The organism is Burkholderia sp. Bp9015, assembly GCF_003853505.1.
Lineage (GTDB): Bacteria > Pseudomonadota > Gammaproteobacteria > Burkholderiales > Burkholderiaceae > Burkholderia.
This window is the reverse complement of sequence record NZ_QTPZ01000052.1, coordinates 17,494-38,082: the sequence shown is the minus strand read 5'-3', so window position 1 is coordinate 38,082 and position 20,589 is coordinate 17,494. Positions and strand designations below refer to the sequence as shown.

The following is a 20,589-nucleotide window of genomic DNA, read 5'->3' as shown; positions in this document are numbered from 1 at the left end:
AGCGTGAATCATTTCTTGCTGGCGGAAAGCGCGGCCGCGAGCGCGTCGAGCTGGCCGGCCATCCATTGCTGGAAGGTCTTGCCGGCCGGTTGCGTCTCGGTGACGCTGACGCTCGGCACGCCGCCGTCGCGCGCGACCTTCAGCAGGCGCTTGGTCATCGGCGCTTCGGCCTGGCTGTTGTAGATCAGCACGCGCACCTGCTTCTTGCGCAGGTCGTTCTCGAACGCGGCGACGTCCTGCGCGCTGGCTTCGGTGTCGTTCATCGTCGCGAGCTGGAAGCGCTGGTTGCGCATGTCGAGGCCGATCGCATCCGACATGTAGCCGAACACCGGCTCGGTGGCCGTCACCGGCACGCCCTTGTACTGCGCGCGCAGCGCGGCGACCTTGTCGTCGATCGGCTTCAGCGACGCGACGAACTTCTGCAGGTTCGCGTCGTAGTCGGCCTTGTTCGCCGGGTCGGCCCGGCCGAGCTCGGCCGCGATCGCGCGCGCCGCGGCCGGCATGGTCGCCGGGTCGTACCACAGGTGCGGGTTGTCGCCGGCCTTCTTGCCGACGAGATCCGCGACGACGATCGTCGCGCGCTTCGCCTGCTTCGATGCGGACAGCAGCTTGGCCATCCACGGGTCGTAGTTCGCGCCGTTGTAGATCACGACCTGCGCGTGCTGCAGCGCGCGCGCGGTCTTCGGGCTCGCTTCGAACAGGTGCGGATCCTGGTCGGGACTGCTGAGGATGCTGGTTACCGCGACATGGCGGCCGCCGATCTGCGACGCGACGTCGCCATAGAAATTCTCGGCGGCGACCACGTTGACGGTCGCGGCCTGCGCGAACGCGGGCGCCGCGATCGACAGCGCGGCAGCAGCAGCGGCCAGCAGGCGGGCAAGCGGCAGGGCGCGCCGCGGCGCGCGCTTCAGGGCAATGGACATGGAACTCCTCGTTGGAAGGGGCGGCGCCGTGCGCCGCGCGGTGCGGTGTCAGCGTTGCGCGGGCTTGCCCTTGCAGTGCCCGCACAGGCCGTTCAGCTCGACGACCTGGTGGTGGACTTCGAACCCGTGCGCGGGCTCGCTCGCGGACAACTGTTTCGCGAGGTCGCTGCCCGGGATCTCGACGGTCTCGCCGCACGAATCGCAGATCAGGAACTGGCCTTCGTGCGGCACGCCGATCTCGCAGCACGCGAAGAACGCGTTCTTCGATTCGATCCGGTGGATGAAGCCGTGCTCGACGAGGAAATCCAGCGCGCGATAGACGGTCGTGGGCGGCACGCGGCCGCGTTGGGGCTCGAGCTCGGCGAGCAGGTCGTACGCGCCGATCGGGCGCTGCGCGGCCAGCACGCGTTCGTAGACCTGGCGGCGCAGCGGCGTCCACGCGAGCCCGTGCTCGGCGGCGAATGCGTCGGCCCGGGACAGCCGGGCGTCGATGGGCGATGAGGTGGCCATGGCGTGAAGCAGGCAATGAAACGAAGTATCGCGATGATATAACGTATCTCCATGCCGTGCAGCCCGAATTCCTGCCGATGCACGCGCTCTGTCCCCTTCAGCGCCGTTTCAGCCGCGCCGCACCCAGCCCGCCGCGCCTTGCCGGGCGCGGGTCGCCGGCCGGCGCACGGCGCGGCCGTGCCGCAGCGCATCATCGAAAGCCGCCGTGTCGCCTTGACAGCATGAATCGCGTATCCGATCATTCGATCAACAACAGAGCAATTGATCGGCCGGCGAGCGTTCGCTCACCTCGCGGCCTTCGTGCAGCAGAACGAACCGGAGACAACCAGTGAGACTGGCAGACAAGGTCGCGATCCTGACGGGCGCGGCAAGCGGCATCGGCGAAGCGGTCGCGCAACGCTATCTGGACGAGGGCGCGCGCTGCGTGCTGGTCGACGTGAAGCCGCCGAGCGGCTCGCTCGCGCGGCTGATCGAGCAAAATCCCGGCCGGGCGGTGGCCGTTACCGCGGACGTCACGCGCCGCGACGACATCGCGCGCATCGTCGCGACCGCGGTCGAGCGCTTCGGCGGCGTCGACATCCTGTTCAACAACGCGGCGCTGTTCGACATGCGCCCGCTCCTCGACGAATCCTGGGACGTGTTCGACCGGCTGTTCGCGGTCAACGTGAAAGGGCTGTTCTTCCTGATGCAGGCGGTCGCGCAGCGGATGGTCGAGCAGGGCCGCGGCGGCAAGATCGTCAACATGTCGTCGCAGGCGGGGCGTCGCGGCGAGGCACTCGTTTCGCACTACTGCGCGACCAAGGCCGCGGTAATCAGCTATACGCAGTCGGCCGCGCTCGCGCTCGCACCGCACCGGATCAACGTGAACGGCATCGCGCCGGGCGTGGTCGACACGCCGATGTGGGAGCAGGTCGATGCGTTGTTCGCGCGCTACGAGAACCGGCCGCTCGGCGAGAAGAAGCGGCTCGTCGGCGTTGCCGTGCCGCTCGGGCGGATGGGCGTGCCGGGCGACCTGACGGGCGCCGCGCTGTTCCTCGCGTCGGCCGACGCCGACTACATCACCGCCCAGACGCTGAACGTCGACGGCGGCAACTGGATGAGCTGAAGTGGCGCCGCTCGCACGCTTACCCCTGGCGTTCGTGCCGCGCGCGGCCGCCGCCGCACGAGGACACGCATGATGGCGGAGATCGTGGTTGCCGGCGAACTGCTGGCCGAATTCGTCGCCGCCGAGCGCGGCCAGGGCTTCGACGTGCCGGGCCTGTTCGCGGGCCCGTTCCCGAGCGGCGCGCCGGCGATCTTCGCCGACCAGGCCGCGCGGCTCGGCGTGCGCGTCGCGTATGCGGGCTGCGTCGGCCGCGACGCGTTCGGCGACGCGATCGTCGCGCGGCTCGAGCGCGATGGCGTCGACGTCGCGCGCATCCGCCGCGTCGCACGTCCGACCGGCACCGCGTTCGTCGCGTATCGCGACGACGGTTCGCGCAGCTTCGTGTTCAGCCTGTCGACCAGCGCGGCCGCGTGCGTCGACGCATCCGACGTCGACACCGCGATGTTCGACGGCTGCCGCTACTTCCACGTGATGGGCTCGTCGCTGACGAGCGAATCGGCGATCGCGGCGGTCCAGCGCGGCGTGATCGAGGCGGCGCGCGCCGGCGCGAAGGTGTCGTTCGACCCGAACGTGCGGCCCGAGATGCTGAGCTTCCGCCCGATGCGCGCGGCGCTCGACACGCTGCTCGCCGCGTGCCACCTGTTCCTGCCGAGCGAGGCCGACCTGCCGTTCTTCTGCGGGCCGCAGCCGGCCGAGCGCGCGATCGCCGGGCTGCTCGCGACGCATCCGCTGCTCGAACGCGTCGTGCTCAAGCGCGGCGCGGCCGGCAGCGTGGCGTTCGACCGCGCGAGCCGCGTTGACGCGCCGGCTTATCCCGTCGACGAACGCGACCCGACCGGCGCCGGCGACTGCTTCGGCGGCACGCTGGTCGCGAGTCTCGTCACCGGCCTGCCGATCGACGTCGCACTGCGCCGCGCGAACGCGGCCGGCGCGATCGCGGTCACGCGGCGCGGCCCGATGGAGGGCAACAGCAGCGCGGCCGAGATCGACCGCTTCCTGACCGAACGAGGTGTCGCATGCCCGGCCTGACTTCCACTGCCGAACGCCCGCGCAGCGCGCACGCCGGCGCCGTGCTGCGAATGATCTTCGACGCGAACCGCGCGCAGGCGCAGCGCGGCATCTATTCGGTCTGCAGCGCGCACCGGCTCGTGCTGGAGGCCGCGTGCGAGGCCGCGCGCGCGGACGGCTCGCCGCTCCTGATCGAGGCGACCTGCAACCAGGTGAACCATCTCGGCGGCTATACGGGCATGACGCCCGCCGATTTCCGGCGCGACGTCGATGCGATCGCGCAGCGCTGCGGGCTCGCGCCGTCGGCGCTGGTGCTCGGCGGCGATCATCTGGGACCGAACCCGTGGCGGCACCGCCGCGCGGCCGACGCGATGCGCGAAGCGGCCGCGATGGTCGCCGCGTATGTCGAAGCCGGGTTCGAGAAGATCCATCTCGATGCGAGCATGGCGTGTGCGGACGATCCGGCGCGGCTCGACGACCGGACGATCGCCGCGCGCGCGGCCGGGCTGTGCCGCGCGGCCGAAGACGCGGCGGCGCGCGCCGGCGTCGCGCCCGTCTACGTGATCGGCACCGAGGTGCCGACGCCGGGCGGCGAAGTGGCCGGCGACGCAGCCGGCGATGCGATCGCGCGGATCGCGGTCACGCGCAGCGACAGCATCGCGGCGACGCTCGACGCGCATCGCAGCGCATTCGCGGCGGCCGGGCTCGACGACGCATGGACGCGCGTGGTCGCGATCGTCGCGCAGCCGGGCGTCGATTTCGACGATCGCCACGTGCTCGACTACGACAGCGCGAAGGCCGCATCGCTCGGTGCAAGCATCCTGCGCACGCCGCGCCTCGTGTTCGAAGCGCATTCGACCGACTACCAGACCGAAGGCGCGCTCGCCGCGCTCGTGCGCGACCACTTCGCGGTGCTGAAGGTTGGCCCCGCGCTGACCTTCGCGCTGCGCGAGGCGCTGTTCGCGCTCACCTTCATCGAGGACGCGCTGATCGGCGACGGCGCGCAGCGCTCGCGGTTGCGCGACGTGGTCGATGCCGCGATGCGCGCGCAGCCCGAGCACTGGGCGCCGTACTACCGCGGCGACGAGACCGAGCAGCGGCTCGCGCGCCAGTTCAGCTACAGCGACCGGATCCGCTACTACTGGCTGCAGCCGGCCGTCGCGGCGGCGGTCGAGCAGTTGTTCGACAACCTCGCGCGGCAACCGGTGCCCGAAACGCTCGTCGCGCAGTGGCTGCCGGACGTGTACGCGGCGTGCCGCGCGGGTGGCCTCGCGAAGGAGCCGCGCGCCTGGGTGCGCCACCGGATACGCGACGTGATCGCGCACTATGCGCGCGCGTGCGGGATGCAGCGGCCGGCGTGACGGGCCGCGAAGGAAGTGCAGCAACGCGACACACGCAATACGCAATACGCAACACCGACGACAGTTCGAACAATCACAGGAGACATGCCATGCAACGAAAGATGCTCGATGCCGCCGTACGCTGCTTCGCCGGGGCCGCGCTCGCGACGGCCGCGTGCGCGGCGTCCGCCGGCACGCTGACGATCGCGACGCTGAACAACCCGGACATGATCGAGTTGAAGAAGCTGTCGCCGGCGTTCGAGAAGGCGAACCCGGATATCAAGCTGAACTGGGTGATCCTCGAGGAGAACGTGCTGCGCCAGCGCGCGACCACCGACATCACGACCGGCAGCGGCCAGTTCGACGTGATGGCGATCGGCACCTACGAGACGCCGCAGTGGGGCAAGCGCGGCTGGCTCGCGCCGATCACGGGGCTGCCCGCCGACTACGACCTGAACGACATCGTGAAGACCGCACGCGACAGCCTGTCGTACAACGGCCAGCTGTATGCGCTGCCGTTCTACGTCGAGAGCTCGATGACGTTCTACCGCAAGGACCTGTTCGCTGCGAAGGGGCTCAAGATGCCCGACCAGCCGACCTACGACCAGATCGCCGAGTTCGCGGACAAGCTCACCGACAAGGCGAAGGGCACCTACGGGATCTGCCTGCGCGGCAAGGCCGGCTGGGGCGAGAACATGGCGTACGTGTCGACGGTCGTGAACACGTTCGGCGGGCGCTGGTTCGACGAGAACTGGAACGCGCAGCTCACGTCGCCGGAATGGAAGAAGGCGATCGGCTTCTACGTGAACCTGCTGAAGAAGGACGGCCCGCCGGGAGCGAGCTCGAACGGCTTCAACGAGAACCTGACCCTGACCGCGTCGGGCAAGTGCGCGATGTGGATCGACGCGACGGTCGCGGCCGGGATGCTCTATAACAAACAGCAGTCGCAGGTCGCCGACCGGATCGGCTTCGCCGCCGCGCCGGTCGCCGCCACGCCGAAGGGCTCGCACTGGCTGTGGGCGTGGGCGCTGGCCGTGCCGAAGACGTCGAAGCAGCAGGACGCCGCGCGCAAGTTCATCGCGTGGGCGACGTCGAAGCAGTACATCGAGATGGTCGGCAAGGACGAAGGCTGGGCGTCGGTGCCGCCGGGCACCCGCACGTCGACCTACCAGCGCGCCGAGTACAAGGCCGCCGCGCCGTTCTCGGACTTCGTGCTGAAGGCGATCGAGACGGCCGACCCGAACGATCCGTCGCTGAAGAAGGTGCCGTACACGGGCGTGCAGTACGTCGGGATTCCTGAATTCCAGTCGTTCGGCACGGTGGTCGGGCAGGCGATCGCGGGTGCGGTGGCCGGCCAGATGACGGTCGACCAGGCGCTCGCCGCCGGGCAGGCGGCGGCCGACCGCGCGGTCCGGCAGGCCGGCTACAAGAAGTAACGCGGCTGGCACCGTGCGCGCCGCCGCGCACGGTGCGCGTCGCCGATGCAGAAAGGCGGGCCGCCCGTTCGTGCCCGCGTCTCAACCGGAGGGACTCCGATCATGCGTCATTTGCGTCTTCCCCTGAGCCACGCGTCGCCGGTCGGCGATGCATCGTCGCCGCCGGGCGCGCCGCGCCGCGCGCGCGGCGGCGCCAGCTGGCTCGTGTCGCCGTCCGTCGCGGTGCTGCTGCTGTGGATGTCGATCCCGCTCGCGATGACGATCTGGTATTCGTTCTCGCGCTACAACCTGCTGAACCCGGACGTGAAGGGCTTCGCCGGGATCGACAACTACCGCTTCCTCGCGACCGATCCGTCGTTCCTGCCCGCGATCTGGCACACGCTCGTGCTGATCGGCGCGGTGCTCGCGATCACCGTGGTCGGCGGCGTGCTGATGGCCGTGCTGTTCGACCGCAAGTTCTACGGGCAGGGCGTGGCCCGCCTGCTCGCGATCGCGCCGTTCTTCGTGATGCCGACGGTCGCCGCGCTGATCTGGAAGAACATGATCCTGCATCCGGTGTACGGGCTCGTCGCGAACGCGATGCGCGCGCTCGGGATGACGCCGATCGACTGGTTCGCCGATTACCCGCTCACCGCCGTGATCATCATCGTCGCGTGGCAGTGGCTGCCGTTCGCGTTCCTGATCCTGTTCACCGCGATCCAGTCGCTCGACCAGGAGCAGAAGGAAGCCGCGCGCATCGACGGCGCGGGCCCGATCGCGATGTTTTTCTACATCACGCTGCCGCACCTGAAGCGCGCGATCGCCGTGGTCGTGATGATGGAGACGATCTTCCTGCTGTCGATCTTCGCGGAGATCTACACGACGACGGGCGGCGGCCCGGGCGATGCGACGACCAACCTGTCGTACCTGATCTATGCGCTCGGCCTGCAGCAGTTCGACGTCGGCCTCGCATCCGCGGGGGGGATCATCGCCGTCGTGGTCGCGAACGTCGTGTCGTTCTTCCTGGTGCGGATGCTCGCGCGCAACCTGAAGGGGGAGTACGAGAAATGAGCGACCTGACTTTGGAAGGCCGGCGCGCGCCGGCTGCATTCGACCTCGTGCGGCGCGCGCTGCCCGGTGCGCTCGCGTGGCTGCTCGCGCTGCTGCTGTTCTTCCCGATCTTCTGGATGGCGATCACCGCGTTCAAGACCGAGCAGCAGGCGTATGCGTCGACGCTGTTCTTCATGCCGACGCTCGACAGCTTCCGCGAGGTGTTCGCGCGCAGCAACTACTTCTCGTTCGCGTGGAACTCGGTGCTGATCTCGGCCGGCGTCACGGTGATCTCGCTGCTGCTCGCGGTGCCGGCGGCCTACGCGATGGCGTTCTTCCCGAACCACCGCACGCAGAAGGTGCTGCTGTGGATGCTGTCGACCAAGATGATGCCGTCGGTCGGCGTGCTCGTGCCGATCTACCTGCTGTGGAAGAACGCGGGGCTGCTCGATACCGTGTCGGGCCTCGTGATCGTGTACACGCTGATCAACCTGCCGATCGCGGTGTGGATGACCTTCACGTACTTCAACGAGATCCCGAAGGACATCCTCGAAGCGGGGCGCATCGACGGCGCGTCGACGTGGCAGGAGATCGTCTACCTGCTGATGCCGATGGCGCTGCCGGGGCTCGCGTCCACCGCGCTGCTGCTCGTGATCCTGTCGTGGAACGAGGCGTTCTGGAGCATCAACCTGTCGAGCTCGAACGCCGCGCCGCTGACCGTGTTCATCGCGTCGTACTCGAGCCCCGAGGGGCTGTTCTGGGCGAAGCTGTCCGCGGCTTCCCTGCTCGCGGTCGCGCCGATCCTGATCGTCGGCTGGCTGTCGCAGAAGCAGCTCGTGCGCGGGCTCACGTTCGGGGCGGTCAAATGAGCGCTACCGGCGAAGGTGCGGCCGGCGAACGCGCGTTCGGTCACGGGATGAACGTGCTGATCTGCGACTGCGACGGCGTGCTGATCGACAGCGAGGCCGTCGCCGCCGACGTGATCGTGCGCGAGCTCGATGCGCGCTGGCCGGGTGTCGACGCGCGGCCGGCGGTGATGCCGCTGCTCGGGCTGCGCATCGAGCGCGTGCTGGCCGGCGCGGGCGAGGCCGTCGGCCGCACGCTGTCGGCCGGCGACGTCGACGCGATCCGCCGCGCGGTCGAGGCGGCGGCCGTCAACGCGCCGATGGTCGACGGCATCGACAAGGCCCTCGCGGCGCTCAACCTGACGACCGCGTGCGCGAGCAACAGCTACCGCGCGTACGTCGAGGCGGCGCTCGCGCGCACCGGCCTCGCGCGCTTCTTCGGCGACCGGCTGTTCTGCGCGGACGCCGTGGCGAGGCCGAAGCCGGCGCCCGACGTGTATCTCGCGGCCGCGCGTGCGCTCGGCGCGGTGCCCGCGCAGTGCCTCGTCGTCGAGGACAGCGTGACCGGCATCACCGCGGCCGCCGCGGCCGGCATGACCGTGCTCGGCTTCGTCGGCGGCGGGCATGCGTCGGCCGCGCAGATCGACGCGTTGCGCGGGATCGGCGCGCGTCACGTATTCGACGACATGCACGAGCTGCCCGGCTACGTCGCGCGCTGGCAGGCGACTGGCGCGGTGCTGCCGGGCTAGCAACCAGGAACGAATGCGCGCCGCCTTCAACGCGGCGCATCACGAACGAACGGAGACAGACCATGGCAAGCGTGCTCCTGCGCAACATCGCGAAGCGCTACGACGACACCGAAGTGCTGCGCAACGTGAACCTCGACATCGCCGACGGCGAATTCGTCGTGTTCGTCGGGCCGAGCGGCTGCGGCAAATCCACGCTGATGCGGATGATCGCCGGGCTCGAGGACATCTCGAGCGGCGAGCTGCTGATCGACGGCGCGAAGGTCAACGACGTGCCGAGCGCCAAGCGCGGCATCGCGATGGTGTTCCAGTCGTATGCGCTGTACCCGCACATGACGCTGTACGACAACATGGCGTTCGGCCTGAAGCTCGCCGGCGCGAAGAAGCCCGAGATCGACCAGGCGGTGAAGCAGGCCGCGAAGATCCTGCACATCGACCACCTGCTCGACCGCAAGCCGAAGCAGCTGTCGGGCGGCCAGCGGCAGCGCGTCGCGATCGGCCGCGCGATCACGCGCAAGCCGAAGGTGTTCCTGTTCGACGAGCCGTTGTCGAACCTCGACGCGGCGCTGCGCGTGAAGATGCGGCTGGAATTCGCGCGGCTGCACGACGAGCTGAAGACCACGATGATCTACGTGACGCACGACCAGGTCGAGGCGATGACGCTCGCCGACAAGATCGTCGTGCTGTCGGGCGGCGCGGTGCAGCAGGTCGGCACGCCAAACGCGCTGTACCACGCGCCGGCCAACCAGTTCGTCGCGGGCTTCATCGGCTCGCCGAAGATGAACTTCCTGAAAGGCACCGTCGAGTCGGTCGACGCGGCCGGCGTGCTGGTGCGCTTCGGCAGCGGCGAGACGCAGCGCGTCGCGGTCGAGGCGGCCGGGCTGCTGCGCGGCGCGGCGGTGACCGTCGGCGTGCGGCCCGAGCATCTGATGGTGGGGCAGGCGGAGACCGGCGTGGCCGCGCGGACGATGGCCGTCGAATCGCTCGGCGATGCCGCGTACCTGTATGCGGAGTCGGCGGTCGCGCCGGACGGGCTGATCGCGCGGATTCCGCCGCTCGACATGTACCGCACCGGCGAGGCGCTGCACGTGCATGCGCAGGCCGAGCACTGCCACCTGTTCGACGAGCAAGGCCAGGCGTTCCGGCGCTTGAGCGCGCACGCGAAGGCGGCGTGAGGGCGCGCGCCGGTCAGAGCCGCAGGTGGTCGGCCATGTAATCGACGAAGGCACGCAGTTTCGGCGTCGGATGGCGGCCTGACGGCCACAGGACGTAGATCGGCGTGCAGCTCGCGACGTGTTCGTCGAGCACCGCGCACAACGTGCCGTCGTCGAGCGCGTCGCGCACGAAGAACTCGGGCAGGCACGCGATGCTGAGCCCGCGCAGCGTGAAGCACAGGCGCGCTTCCGCGCTGTTGCTGACCATCGCGACCGGCACCTCGGGCGGCGTACTCGCATGCGGCACGCGCAGCGGCCAAGTCTCGAGCTTGCCGCTGCTCGGAAAGCGGTAGTGCAGGCAGCGATGCTGCGCGAGATCGGCCGGCGTGCGCGGCGTGCCGTGCCGCGCGAGGTAGTCGGGCGACGCGACGAGGTGCTGGCGGAAATGGCGGAGCAGCCGCGACGACAGCCGCGAATCCGTCGGCTGGCCGGTGCGCAGCACCGCGTCGAAGCCTTCCTCGACGACGTCGACGAGGCGGTCGCTGAAATCGATGTCGAGTTCGATCTCCGGATATGCGGCCATGAAATCGGCGAGCAGCGGCAGCAGCAGCGTGCCGATCGTCGGCAGGCTCACGCGCAGGCGCCCGCGCGGCGCTTCGGCGCTGTGCGTCAGTTCCTGCTCGGCCGCGTCGATCTCGGCGATCACGCGTCGGCACCGTTCCAGGAAGCGCGTGCCTTCCGCGGTCAGCGTGATGCTGCGCGTGCTGCGGTGAAAGAGCCTTACGTTCAGCCGCGCCTCGAGCCGCGCGATGCGCTTGCCGATCGCCGACGCCGACAGCCCGAGCGCGCGGCCGGCCGCGACGAAACTGCGCGTTTCCGCGACCTGGACGAACACGACGAAGCCGCCAAGATTTTCCATGCTGGTTCTCGATTGCGGACATCGATGTCCGGAGTGTCCGGAACTCTAACCCGGTTTTTCTTCTCGCGCCGGCTCCCTACGATGGGCGTTCCTTCACTGTTCGAGGTCACGCCATGTCATCCCTGCCTGTCACCGCCCACCGCGCCGAACCGGATGCCGACGCCGCGCTGCCCGAGCGCCTCGACGCCGCGCTCGATCGCGCGCTGGCCGATGCGCGCGTGGTCGGCGCGGTCGTGCTGGTCGCCCGCCACGGCCAACTTCGCTATGCGCGCGCGGCCGGTCTGGCCGATCGCGAGGCCGGCTCGCCGATGCGGGAGGACACGCTGTTCCGGCTCGCATCGGTGTCGAAGCCGATCGTGACGGCCGCCGCGATGCGGCTGGTCGCGGCGGGGCGCATCGGGCTCGACGAGCCGGTCGCGCGCTGGTTGCCCGCGTTCCGGCCGACGCTGCCCGACGGCACGCCGGCCGACATCACGTTGCGTCATCTGCTGTCGCATACGGCCGGGCTCGGCTACCGCTTCCTCGAAGCCGACGCCGACGGCCCGTATGCGCGTGCCGGCGTGTCCGACGGGATGGACCGCGCGGACCTGTCGCTCGCGGAGAACGTGCGGCGCATCGCCGGCGTGCCGCTGCGGTTCGCGCCCGGCACGTCGTGGGACTACTCGCTCGCGACCGACGTGGTCGGCGCGCTGATCGAGGCGGTCGACGGCCGGCCGCTCGCCGAAGCCGTGGCCGCGCTCGTCACGACGCCGCTCGGGATGACCGACACCGCGTTCTACTCGAATGACGCCGCGCGCTTCGCGACGCCGTACGTCAGCACGCCGGGCGCGCCGCGCCGGATGGCCGACGACGATCTCGCGCCGGTGTACGACGGCACGGTCGGCATCCGCTTCGCGCCGGCGCGCGCGTTCGACGCGGCCGCGTGGCCGTCGGGCGGCGCGGGAATGGTGGGCACCGCGCTGGACTGCATGACGCTGCTCGATGCGTTGCGCACCGGCCGCGACGGCTGGCTCGCGCGCCGCTGGATCGACGAGATGGCGCGCGTGCAGCCGGGCGCGCACGACCTGCCGGACGCGCCGGGATTCGGTTTCGGGCTCGGTTTTTCGGTGCTGCGCGATCCGGCGGCCGCGCAGTCGCCGGAGTCGGTCGGCACGTGGCGCTGGGGCGGTGCGTACGGGCATGCGTGGTTCGTCGACCGCGCGGCCGGGCTGACGGTCGTCGCGCTGACCAATACGTTGTACGAAGGGATGCACGGGCGTGTCGTCACCGACGTGCGCGACGCGGTGTATGGCGTCGACGACCGGAGCGCGGCATGAGCGGGTGCGTATCCGTTCCCGACCGCGCTTCCGACCGCGTCGCCGACCCGGCGTCCGGTCTGTCCGCACCGGTGCGCGAACGCCTGCCGGTCGCGAACCTGCTGGCGCTCGCCACCGCCGGGTTCATCACGATCCTCACCGAAGCGTTGCCGGCCGGCTTGCTCCCGTTGATGAGCATCGACCTGCGCGTGACCGAGGCGTTGATCGGCCAGCTCGTGACCGTCTACGCGCTCGGCTCGATCGTCGCGGCGATCCCGCTCGTCGCCGCGACGCGCGCGATGCGCAGGCGCCGGCTGCTGCTCGCGGCGCTTGCGGGGTTCGTCGTGTCGAATGCGTTGACGGCAGCGTCGCCGTATTACGCGCTCACGCTCGCCGCGCGCTTCGTCGCGGGCATGTCGGCCGGGCTGTTGTGGGCGCTCCTGGCCGGCTATGCGAGCCGGATGGTCGACGCATCGCTGCGCGGCCGGGCGATCGCGGTCGCGATGCTCGGCGCGCCGGTCGCGATGTCGATCGGCATCCCGGCCGGCACCGCGCTCGGCGCGATGTTCGGCTGGCGCATCGCGTTCGCGGGCATCACGGTCGCGGCGCTCGCGCTGATCGGCTGGATCCGGCTGCGCGTGCCCGACTATCCGGGGCAGCCCGCCGGCGCCCGCGAGCCGGTGCTCGGCGTGATCGCACTGCCCGGCGTGCGGCCGGTGCTGGTCGTGATGTTCGCCTATGTGCTCGCGCACAACATGCTGTACACGTACGTCGCGCCGTTCCTTGCCGGCGTGCGGATGGGCGCGCAGGTCGATGCGGTGCTGTTCGTGTTCGGTATCGCGTCGCTGGTCGGCATCGCGCTGACGGGCGCATGGATCGGCGCCGCGCAGCGGCGGCTGACGCTCGCGAGCATCGCGCTGTTCGCGCTTGCGGCGGCGATGCTCGGTGCCGGGTCCGGGATGACGATCGTTTATGCGGGTGTCGCGCTGTGGGGGCTCGCGTTCGGCGGCGCGCCGACGCTGTTCCAGACGGCCACCGCGAACGCGGCGGGCGATGCGGCCGACGTCGCGCAGTCGATGCTCGTGACGGTGTGGAACCTCGCGATCGCGGGCGGCGGCATCGCGGGCGGGATGCTGCTCGGCGCGACGGGCGCGGGCGCGATTCCGTGGGTGCTGGTCGCGCTGCTGGCGGCGGCGTGGCTCGGCGCATGGTGCGCGCGCCGGCATGCGTTTCCGGCGCCGCGCGCGGCCGCGTGAGCGTGCGGCGGCGTCAGGCCGCCTTCGCGTCGAGCGCCGCGCGTGCGCAGGTTTCGTCGGTGACGAGCCCCGACAGCCAGCCGCCGCGCAGCGCGGCGATCACCGCGTCGCGCTTCTTCGGGCCGCCCGCGAACGCGATCGTCGGGCGCTTCGGCGGCGCGTCGAGCGCGACGCTCGTCACGCGCGCGCTCGTCGACACGTCGACGAGCCGGCCCTGCGCATCGATCGGCACGCCGAGCAGTTCGGCCACCGCGCCGAGCGCGGTCATCTCGTCGCGTTCCTGTTCGGTGATGAAGCCGTCCTCGTAGAGCGGGCAGTGCGGGCCGATGTTGCCGATCCCGACGAACGCGACGTCGGCCTGCGCCGACAGCGCGTCGACGATCCGGTACAGCCGGTGATTGCACCATTGCGCGCGCTCGGCGTCGCTGTCGGCGAACAGCGGCGCGGGCAGCAGGAAGTGCTTGCCGCCGGTCTTCTCGGAGATGTACTGCGCGACGTCGTAGCGGTTCGACGAGCCGTCGGCCGCGATCGCGCCGACCATCGACACGAGCCGGTGCTGCGGCCGCTCGATCTGCGCGATCTGCGCGACCGCCGCCTTCAGCGTCCGGCCGCTGCTGACGGCGATCACCATCGGGCGCGTCTCGTTCAGGTAGCGCTCCATCACCTGCGCGCCGGCGACCGCGAGCTTGCGGTCGATCGCTTCGGCCGCATCGGCATCGACGGGCACGACTTCGCACATCGTGAGCCCGTAGCGTTTCGACAGCTGCGCGCCGAGCTCGAGGCAGTCGGCGAGCTGGTGATCGACGCGCACGCGGATCAGGTTCTTCTCGACCGCGAACGCGACGAGGCGCTGCGCGACCGGGCGCGACACCTGCAGCTTCTCGGCGATTTCGTTCTGCGTGTCGCCCGCGACGTAGTAGAGCCACGCGGCACGCGTGGCGAGATCGAGTTTTTCTGAGGACTTGGACAAGATAGCGGTTCGGTTCGGATCTGGGGGGGCCGCCCGCGGACCGGCCGTCGGGCGGCGCAATGGCATCCACTGTAACGCATGCGCGGCGTGCGGCCGACGGCCGCCCTGCGTCGCCGCCTACGCGAGCCGCGCGCGCGACGGTTCGTAAAGCGGGCGCACGTGGCGATACAGCGCGCGGAACGCGTCGAGGCGCTCGCGCAGCAGCGCATGACGCGCGGCGTCGGGCACGTATTCGGCGCGCACCGGCGGCTTGGTCAGCACGACTTGCGGATCGCCGCCGACGGCGAGCCAGCCCAGCCGCGCGGCGCCGAGTGCCGCACCCGTTTCGCCGCCGCCGTGCTGGCAGGTGCGCACGTCCAGCGCGTCGGCGATCAGCTGCGCCCAGAACGCGCTGCGCGCGCCGCCGCCGATCAGCGACAGCCGGTCGGTTTCGACGCCGGCCGCGTGCAGCGCGTCGAGGCCGTCCGCGAGGCCGAGCGTCACGCCTTCGAGCACCGCGTAGCCGAGATGCGCGCGCTCGGTCGCATGCGTCATCCCGAAGAACACGCCCTGCGCATACGGATCGTTGTGCGGCGTGCGTTCGCCGGACAGGTAGGGCAGGAACAGCGGCGCCGTCGCGAGTGCGTCCGCGTCGAGCGCCGCGATTTCGGCGAGCAGCGCCGGCTCGTCGGTGCCCGTCAGCTTGCAGACCCAGCGCAGGCAACTCGCGGCCGACAGCACGACGCTCATCAGTTGCCAGCGATCGGGAATCGCGTGGCAGAACGCATGCACGGCCGACGCCGGATTCGGCATGAAGCGGTCGCCGACCACGCTCAGCACGCCCGACGTGCCGAGCGACACGAAGCCGTCGCCCGCGTGGATCGCGCCGATGCCGAGCGCGCTCGTCGCGTTGTCGCCGCCGCCGCCCGCCACCACGACGGCCTCCGACAGCCCGAGTTCGCGCGCGACGTCGGCGCGCAGCGTGCCGGACGGCGCGTTGCCTTCGACGATGCGCGGCATCTGGTCGCGCGTCATGTCGCACGCGGCGAGCAGCGCGTCGGACCAGTCGCGGCGCGCGACGTCGAGCCACAACGTGCCGGCCGCGTCGGACGGATCGGACACCTTCGCGCCGGTGAGCCGGAAGCGCAGGTAGTCCTTCGGCATCAGCACGCAGGCCGTTGCGGCAAACACGTCGGGTTCGTGCTTCGCGACCCACAGCAGTTTCGGCGCGGTGAAGCCGGGCATCGCGAGGTTGCCGGCCAGCGCGTGGAGATCGGGCGCGCGTTCGGTGAGCAGCGCGCATTCGTCGGCGCTGCGCATGTCGTTCCACAGGATCGCGGGGCGCAGCACGCGGTCGTCGCGGCCGAGCAGCACCGCGCCGTGCATCTGGCCCGACAGGCCGATCCCGCGCACCTGCGCGAAGGCCTGCGGATGCCGTTCGCGCAGCGCCGCGAGCGCGGCGAGCGTGCCTTGCCACCAGTCGTCCGGATGCTGTTCCGCCCAGCGCGGGTGCGGCCGCGACACGCTGAACGGCGTGCCGGCGGTGCCGACCACGGTGCCGTCCGGAGCAAGCAGCAGCACCTTCACTTCCGAGGTGCCGAGGTCGATGCCGAGATACATGAGCGATCCGTTCCGTCAGTGAGGAGCCGCTACTTTAGCCGCACGCGCGCGCGCCTGCCAACGCAGGTTCGCCCGGATGCGCGGCCGCTCGCGGGCGGCCGGCTGCGAGGCCGCGGGCCGCCATGCGTCAGCGCTGCGCGAGCCATGCGTCGACGCGTGCGAGCCCGGCGCGCAGCGCGTCGAACAACGCCGCGTTGCCGGCGAGCGAGCCCCACAGCGCGCGGCTCGCGCACAACGCGACGACCGGGTCGTCGGCCTCGACGATCGCCCGCGCGGCGCCGTCGTCCATCACGCCGTCCTGGTACGCATACGGCAGCAAGCCGCGCGCCCAGCGTTCGAGAAAGCGCAGGAACAGCGCCGGCAGCACCGCGGTGGCGACCGGCGCCGCGCCGCGAGCGAGCGATTCGGCGAGCGTCGGCGCGATGAAGCCGGGAATCTTCGAGAAGCCGTCGGCCGCGACGCGCTGGTTCGTGTCCAGCACGTACGGATTGCCGAACCGTTCGAGCACGACGTCGCGGTAGCGTTCGAGGTCGAGCGGGCTCGGGCTGAGACACGGGATCACGTCCTGCGTCACGTAGTCGTGCGCGAAGCGGCGGATCGCCGCGTCGTGCGTGCCTTCGTGGATGTACGTGTGGCCCGCGAGCGTGCCGGCCCACGCGATGCAGCTGTGCGTCGCGTTGAGGATGCGGATCTTCGCTTCCTCGTACGGATGCACGTCGTCGACCAGTTCCGCGCCGGCCAGCTCCCAGCGCGGCCGGCCCGCCGCGAAGCGGTCCTCGATCACCCACTGGATGAACGACTCGCCCATCACCGGACACGCGTCGTCGACGCCGGTTGCCGCGCGCACCCGTTCGCGCACGTCGGCGGTCGGGCGCGGCGTGATGCGGTCGACCATCGCGCTCGGTGTCGCGACGTTCGCATCGAACCACGCGAGCAGATCGGTCTCGCCGCGCCGCTCGAGGAATTCACGCATGCCCGCGCGAAAGCGCGCGCCGTTGTTGCGCAGGTTGTCGCAGCTCTGCAGTGTGAGCGGGCCCGCGCCGCGTTTCGCGCGTTCGGCGAGCAGCGCCGCGAGCGCGCCGTACAGCGTCGTGCGCGCGCCCTGCAGGTCGGCCGCGAGATCGGCGTTCGCGAGGTCGAGCCGGTTGTGTTCGTTGAGGTAGTAGCCGCCTTCGGTGACGGTGAACGACACGATCCGGCACGCCGGGTCGGCGCCGGCGTCGATCAGCGCGGCGAGATCGATCGACCACGGCAGCACGCGCGAGATCGCGCGGACCGTCTCGTACGCGCGCTCGCCCTGCGGCGTGACGGTTTCGAGCGTGTAGGCGCCGTGCTGCGCGGCGAGCGCGTCCATCGTCGCGCGCATGTCGTCGCGGATGTTGCCGACGGTCAGCGACCAGCGTTCGTCGGCCGGCACGGCCGCGTTCACGCGGTGCAGATACCACGCCTGGTGCGCGCGGTGGAACGAGCCTGCGCCGATGTGCAGCAGCACGGGCGCGTGGGCGGAGGGCGATTCGCTCATCCGGTGTCTCCTGTTCGTGCCAGTCTTTCCTGTCGAATACGATCATTTGCTCTTTATGTGAGCGAATGATCGTATTCGGGCGAGCGAAAGTCAAGGCGCGGGCGCGGCATTTCGATGGTGCGCTGCGGCGGCGCGTGGGCGGGGCGGAAGCGGGGGCGGAAGGCGGAAGGCGGAAGGCGGAAGGCGGAAGGCGTCAGCGTCCGTCGCGCATCGATGCGACGAGTTCGTCGGGCAGCGAGCGTGCTGGCCGCCCCGGCAGGGTGCCGTGACGCGTCGGAACACGGTGAGCGTGAGTAGCGGATGGTGCGGCGCCGCAACGATATGGCGATATGCCGGCGATCGTCCCGGTGGCTCGTCGGCTCGTCGGCTCGTCGGCACGTCGATATGTCGGCCCGTCGGCCCGTCGGAAACGCGGCGACCGCGTCGGCATCGGATCCCGCACGCGGACGGCGCGAGGCCGATCCCGTGCGTGCCCGGCCCTTGCGCGAGCCGGCGGCGCCGGCTGCGGCGGCACATTCCGCGGCGTGCACACGAACGCGCGTTGCCGCGCGAAGGGGAGGCGCCGGCCCGCACGTCGTCGTGACGCGCGGGCGCGAGGCGTGCGTTACAGCGTGGTGCGCACGTGCCAGAGCTCGGGGAACAGCACGACGTCGAGCATCTTGCGCAGATACGGCGCGCCGCTCGTGCCGCCGGTGCCCTGCTTGAAGCCGATGATGCGCTCGACGGTCGTCACGTGACGGAAGCGCCACTGGCGGAACGCATCCTCGAGATCGACGAGTTCCTCGGCCATCTCGTAGAGCTCCCAGTGCTGCTGCGGGTGACGATAGACCTCGAGCCACGCGGCCTCGACCGTTTCGTCGTGACGCATCGGCTGCGTCCAGTCGCGCTCGAGCCGTTCGGGCGCGATCGGGAAACCGCGCCGCGCGAGCAGGCGCACGACTTCGTCGTAGAACGACGGCGCCTCGAGCGTCGCGCGCACCTGTTCGAGGATGTCGGGCCGGTGCGCATGCGGCTGCAGCATCTGCACGTTCTTGTTGCCGAGCAGGAATTCGAGCTGCCGGTACTGGTACGACTGGAAGCCCGACGACTGGCCGAGATACGGCCGCATCGCCGAATACTCGGACGGCGTCATCGTCGACAGCACGTTCCACGCCTGCACGAGTTGCTCGAGGATCCGCGACACGCGCGCGAGCATCTTGAACGCGGGCGGCAGCGCGTCGCCGCGCACCGCGTCGAGCGCGCCGCGCAGCTCGAACAGCGCGAGCTTCATCCACAGCTCGCTCGTCTGATGCTGGATGATGAACAGCATCTCGTTGTGATCGGGCGACAGCGGATGCTGCGCGTCGAGGATCGCGTTCAGCGACAGGTAGTCGCCGTAGCTCATCGACTTCGAGAAATCGAGCTGCGCATCGTGCCAGCCGGCTTGAGCGGTGGCTTCGCCAGGCACGTGCGGCGCTTCATGAGCCGGTTGGGCCGCGCGTGCGCCCGAGAACGGGCAGCCCGCCGGCGCGTCGTCGCCGGGTGGCTGAATATGACCAGAATTCACGACTTTCTCCAGATTTGAATGACGGGGCGCGGCGCGCAATCCGCACGTCGCGGCGGCGCGCGCCGGGCTGGAAGCGGTCAGGTCACCGCGCCGCGCTCGGCGAACTCGGGCGCCTTCCACGCGTCGGTGGCGAGGATGTCGCGCAGCGTCTCGACGGCATCCCACACGTCGACGAAGCGCGTATAGAGCGGCGTGAAACCGAAGCGCAGCACGTAAGGCTCGCGGTAGTCGCCGATCACGCCGCGCGCGATCAGCGCCTGCATCACCTCGTAGCCGTGCGGATGCTCGAAGCTCGCCTGCGAGCCGCGCTGGTGATGCGCGCGCGGCGTGACGAGCTTCAGCGACAGGCCCGCGCAGCGCGTTTCGACGAGCGCGATGAACGCGTCGGTCAGCGCGAGCGACTTGCGGCGGATCGCGTGCATGTCGGTCTGCAGGAACACGTCGAGCCCGCATTCGACCATCGACATCGACACGATCGGCTGCGTGCCGCACAGGAAGCGCGCGATGCCCGGATCGGGCGCGAAGCCCGGCTGCATCGCGAACGGTGCGCGGTGGCCCCACCAGCCCGACAGCGGCTGCGAGAAGTGAGCGAGATGACGCCGCGGCACCCACACGAAGGCCGGCGAACCGGGGCCGCCGTTCAGGTACTTGTACGTGCAGCCGACCGCGCCGTCCGCGTGCGCGCCGTTCAGGTCGACCGGCACCGCGCCGGCCGAATGCGCGAGATCCCACAGCATCAGCGCGCCCGCATCGTGCACGAGCTGCGTGACGGCCGGCATGTCGTGCATGTAGCCGGTGCGGTAGTTCACGTGCGTGATCATCGCGACGGCCGTGTCCGCGCCGAGCGCGTCGGGCAGGTCCGCCGGATCGTCGATCAGGCGCAGCTCGTAGTCGCCGCCGAGCTGTTCGATCAGCCCTTGCGCGATGTACAGGTCGGTCGGGAAGTTCGAGCGCTCCGACACGATCACGCGGCGCTCCGGCGCGCGTTCGGCCTGGTGGCGCAGCATCGCCGACAGCAGCTTGAACAGGTTGATCGAGATGGTGTCGGTCACGACGGTTTCGCCGGGCGCGCCGCCGATCAGCGTCGCGAGCTTGTCGCCGAGGCGGCGCGGCAGCGCGAACCAGCCGGCGGTGTTCCAGCTGCGGATCAGGCCTTCGCCCCATTCGGCGCCGATCACCTGTTGCGCGCGGGCGGCCGATGCGCGCGGCTGCGCGCCGAGCGAGTTGCCGTCGAGATAGATCACGCCGTCGGGCAGCGCGAACTGGTCGCGCAGCGCGGCGAGCGGGTCGTCGCGGTCGAGGGCGAGCGCGTCTTCACGGGTCTTGATGATCATGATGTCGGGTCAGTAGTTCGCGGACGAGTGGTTCGCGGGTCGATGGTTGGAT

Annotated in this window: 18 protein-coding genes; 10 read left to right on the top strand and 8 right to left on the bottom strand. The window is 70.5% G+C overall.

The window, feature by feature from the left end; translation table 11 throughout:
- Positions 1 to 8 precede the first annotated feature (8 nt).
- A complete protein-coding gene (locus DIE12_RS34915) occupies positions 9 to 923 on the bottom strand; it encodes a metal ABC transporter solute-binding protein, Zn/Mn family (protein ID WP_044844477.1) in 915 nt (304 codons plus the stop codon).
- Positions 924 to 971: 48 nt separating this feature from the next.
- Complete coding sequence (locus DIE12_RS34910) at positions 972 to 1,433, bottom strand: Fur family transcriptional regulator (RefSeq protein ID WP_014896195.1); 462 nt, start codon at positions 1,431 to 1,433, stop codon at positions 972 to 974.
- Between the two features lie 328 nt (positions 1,434 to 1,761).
- On the opposite strand from DIE12_RS34910, the gene DIE12_RS34905 reads away from it, so the two are divergent.
- The 8 genes from DIE12_RS34905 (at position 1,762) to DIE12_RS34870 (ending at position 10,117) form a co-directional block, all read left to right on the top strand.
- Entirely contained in the window at positions 1,762 to 2,538 is a 777-nt protein-coding gene (locus DIE12_RS34905; protein ID WP_124486942.1) for an L-iditol 2-dehydrogenase, read from the top strand.
- A 72-nt stretch (positions 2,539 to 2,610) separates the two neighbouring features.
- Positions 2,611 to 3,567 (top strand): sugar kinase, encoded by a 957-nt coding sequence (locus DIE12_RS34900; RefSeq protein WP_185500338.1) that lies wholly within the window; start codon positions 2,611 to 2,613, stop codon positions 3,565 to 3,567.
- Complete coding sequence (locus DIE12_RS34895) at positions 3,555 to 4,907, top strand: D-tagatose-bisphosphate aldolase, class II, non-catalytic subunit (RefSeq protein ID WP_124522967.1); 1,353 nt, start codon at positions 3,555 to 3,557, stop codon at positions 4,905 to 4,907. Before DIE12_RS34900 ends, DIE12_RS34895 begins: the two co-directional genes overlap by 13 nt.
- 89 nt (positions 4,908 to 4,996) lie before the next feature.
- Complete coding sequence (locus DIE12_RS34890) at positions 4,997 to 6,322, top strand: sugar ABC transporter substrate-binding protein (RefSeq protein WP_044844474.1); 1,326 nt, start codon at positions 4,997 to 4,999, stop codon at positions 6,320 to 6,322.
- 102 nt (positions 6,323 to 6,424) lie between these two features.
- Positions 6,425 to 7,372: a carbohydrate ABC transporter permease gene (locus DIE12_RS34885; protein WP_044844473.1), complete on the top strand. Its 948-nt coding sequence runs from the start codon at positions 6,425 to 6,427 to the stop codon at positions 7,370 to 7,372.
- Positions 7,369 to 8,220: a carbohydrate ABC transporter permease gene (locus DIE12_RS34880; protein ID WP_124486945.1), complete on the top strand. Its 852-nt coding sequence runs from the start codon at positions 7,369 to 7,371 to the stop codon at positions 8,218 to 8,220. The genes DIE12_RS34885 and DIE12_RS34880 overlap by 4 nt, the downstream gene beginning before the upstream one ends.
- Positions 8,217 to 8,945 carry an HAD family phosphatase gene (locus tag DIE12_RS34875; RefSeq protein ID WP_124522969.1) on the top strand — a complete coding sequence of 243 codons (729 nt, stop codon included), beginning with the start codon at positions 8,217 to 8,219 and terminating at the stop codon, positions 8,943 to 8,945. Before DIE12_RS34880 ends, DIE12_RS34875 begins: the two co-directional genes overlap by 4 nt.
- A gap of 62 nt (positions 8,946 to 9,007) precedes the next feature.
- On the top strand, positions 9,008 to 10,117 hold the full coding sequence (locus DIE12_RS34870) for an ABC transporter ATP-binding protein (RefSeq protein ID WP_124522971.1): 1,110 nt from the start codon (positions 9,008 to 9,010) through the stop codon (positions 10,115 to 10,117).
- A 13-nt stretch (positions 10,118 to 10,130) separates the two neighbouring features.
- Here DIE12_RS34870 and DIE12_RS34865 read toward each other — a convergent pair whose 3' ends face one another.
- Entirely contained in the window at positions 10,131 to 11,015 is an 885-nt protein-coding gene (locus tag DIE12_RS34865) for a LysR family transcriptional regulator (protein WP_124523141.1), read from the bottom strand.
- A 113-nt stretch (positions 11,016 to 11,128) separates the two neighbouring features.
- On the opposite strand from DIE12_RS34865, the gene DIE12_RS34860 reads away from it, so the two are divergent.
- Together DIE12_RS34860 and DIE12_RS34855 are read left to right on the top strand one after the other, a co-directional pair.
- A complete protein-coding gene (locus DIE12_RS34860) occupies positions 11,129 to 12,331 on the top strand; it encodes a serine hydrolase (RefSeq protein WP_124522975.1) in 1,203 nt (400 codons plus the stop codon).
- A complete protein-coding gene (locus DIE12_RS34855; protein ID WP_124522977.1) occupies positions 12,328 to 13,566 on the top strand; it encodes an MFS transporter in 1,239 nt (412 codons plus the stop codon). Before DIE12_RS34860 ends, DIE12_RS34855 begins: the two co-directional genes overlap by 4 nt.
- Before the next feature lie 13 nt (positions 13,567 to 13,579).
- On the opposite strand, the gene DIE12_RS34850 is transcribed toward DIE12_RS34855, so the two are convergent.
- The 5 genes from DIE12_RS34850 to kynU all read right to left on the bottom strand — a co-directional run bounded on the left by DIE12_RS34850 (position 13,580) and on the right by kynU (position 20,537).
- Complete coding sequence (locus tag DIE12_RS34850; RefSeq protein WP_044844466.1) at positions 13,580 to 14,536, bottom strand: sugar-binding transcriptional regulator; 957 nt, start codon at positions 14,534 to 14,536, stop codon at positions 13,580 to 13,582.
- Between the two features lie 117 nt (positions 14,537 to 14,653).
- A complete protein-coding gene (gene xylB / locus DIE12_RS34845; RefSeq protein ID WP_124522979.1) occupies positions 14,654 to 16,135 on the bottom strand; it encodes a xylulokinase in 1,482 nt (493 codons plus the stop codon).
- Between the two features lie 127 nt (positions 16,136 to 16,262).
- Positions 16,263 to 17,657, bottom strand: a complete 1,395-nt coding sequence (dalD, locus tag DIE12_RS34840) for a D-arabinitol 4-dehydrogenase (protein WP_124522981.1) — start codon at positions 17,655 to 17,657, stop codon at positions 16,263 to 16,265.
- A gap of 604 nt (positions 17,658 to 18,261) precedes the next feature.
- Entirely contained in the window at positions 18,262 to 19,188 is a 927-nt protein-coding gene (gene kynA / locus DIE12_RS34835) for a tryptophan 2,3-dioxygenase (RefSeq protein WP_044844544.1), read from the bottom strand.
- A 92-nt stretch (positions 19,189 to 19,280) separates the two neighbouring features.
- A complete protein-coding gene (kynU, locus tag DIE12_RS34830; protein WP_409333442.1) occupies positions 19,281 to 20,537 on the bottom strand; it encodes a kynureninase in 1,257 nt (418 codons plus the stop codon).
- Positions 20,538 to 20,589 lie beyond the last annotated feature (52 nt).